At 42.5% G+C, this 1,651-nt stretch carries 2 protein-coding genes; one reads left to right on the top strand and one right to left on the bottom strand.

The genetic code is table 11. The features are described 5' to 3' along the window. Nucleotides 1–229: acyl-CoA thioesterase (locus VXQ92_RS17015; RefSeq protein ID WP_416682611.1), on the top strand; the 229-nt coding region annotated here is incomplete at its 5' end. A gap of 48 nt (nucleotides 230–277) precedes the next feature. On the opposite strand, the gene VXQ92_RS17010 is transcribed toward VXQ92_RS17015, so the two are convergent. Continuing rightward, nucleotides 278–1,651: phospholipase domain-containing protein (locus VXQ92_RS17010; RefSeq protein WP_416682610.1), on the bottom strand; the 1,374-nt coding region annotated here is incomplete at its 5' end.

Here is a 1,651-nt window from a genome sequence, read left to right as displayed (position 1 = left end):
TTGTAGCTTTTTTCAAGAGTTATCATTTCCAGAAGTTATTCAGGTAGGTGTTGCGATTGGTAAAATTGGTACAACATCTTTACGCTATGAATTGGCAATCTTTAAACAAGGTCAAGACCAAGCATCAGCTCAAGGACATTTTGTGCATGTGTTTGTTGACCGTGAAACACGCAAGACTGTTCCAATATCCGAGTCAGTCCGTGAAGTTTTAGAGAATTTTTTATTATAAAAAATGAGGCAAAAAGAAAATAAGTTCCTCTTTTTGCCTCATCCTAACTTAGATCATTGCAGGATCACTAAAGGAATCCTCACCTGTTTCGACTCGGCCAGCAAAACGTCGGTAATAATACGGATCACTCTCGCTCGTAACTTCAAAATCATACCAATGCCCAACATCAGCCAACGACCAATGTTGCTTAACAACTTGTCCCGCTTTTACGGTCAGTTGCAATGGCGCATCTGGTCGATATGCACAAGGTTTTACTGTCAATATTGTATCCTTGGTTCCCTCATTCATGAGTTCGACATAAACATCACCATTAGCAATGTCATAGCACACTCGAATTTCAGGTTTAACACCACTATCGATAATACGTTGAGTATCCCCTTTAAAATGACGATGGTAGCCATTTGGACCAAGTACCCATAGGTCATAACGGCCTAAGTTATCGTTTAAAGCATTCCATTCATCATCTAAAGTTTTATTCGGCTCGACAATATAACGCTTTGGAATACGGTCTAAATTGAGCTTGTCATATACGTGGAAAACCGCTGCCTGCTTACCCGTATTAGAAAAAATCAATTGCACCTTACCATCTGCTTTACAACGCGCACTGGTATGCAACTCATAAGGTAGCGCCCGTGATAGACGGATCCCACTTTGCTGAATGGGTAACTTAATATCCGTGGGTACAGGAACAGCTGGCAAAGCTTCTTGGTTTTCCCTTAGCGCATCTGCCTGCACACGTGTTTGTTTACCACTCAGCTGCGGTAAAACATCTGCATTTGGTGTTTTAAAGTTAAATGCACTGGTTAAATCACCACACACTGCACGACGGTATGGACTGATATTCGGCTCTTTTACACCAAAACGTTTTTCTAAAAACATGAGCACGGAAGTATGGTCAAACACTTGTGAGTTGACCCAACCGCCACGACTCCATGGAGAAATCACATATAAAGGAACACGAGGACCCGGACCATAAACTCGTCCATCAGGTGTAGGCTGTGAATGGCTCCCCTCAGGTGCAGCATGATCAAAATATTCATCTTGCATATCAGCATTGCTTAGTGTCGATTTACCTGCGTACTGGCCATTTTTGAGTCGAGATGGTGCTGATGGCGATGGCATATGGTCAAAGTAACCATCATTTTCATCAAAGTTGATGAGCAGAGCCGTTTTACTCCACACCTCTGGCACAGCAGTTAATGCATCAATAATTTCTTGAATAAACCAAGCTCCTTGAACCGGGCTTGAAGGGTCTGGATGTTCGCAGTATATCGATGGCGCGTTAATCCAAGAAACTTGAGGTAACTTCCCTTCACGAATGTCTCTTTTAAAAGCGTCGAGATACTCTTCTGGTTTATTGCCCGGTAGCGTATTTGCAATGCCTTTATAGAGTGGATTTTTGGCATGATCAGTAGCCGCATC

The organism is Acinetobacter sp. 228, assembly GCF_048147885.1.
This window is presented reverse-complemented; position numbering and strand designations above follow the sequence as displayed.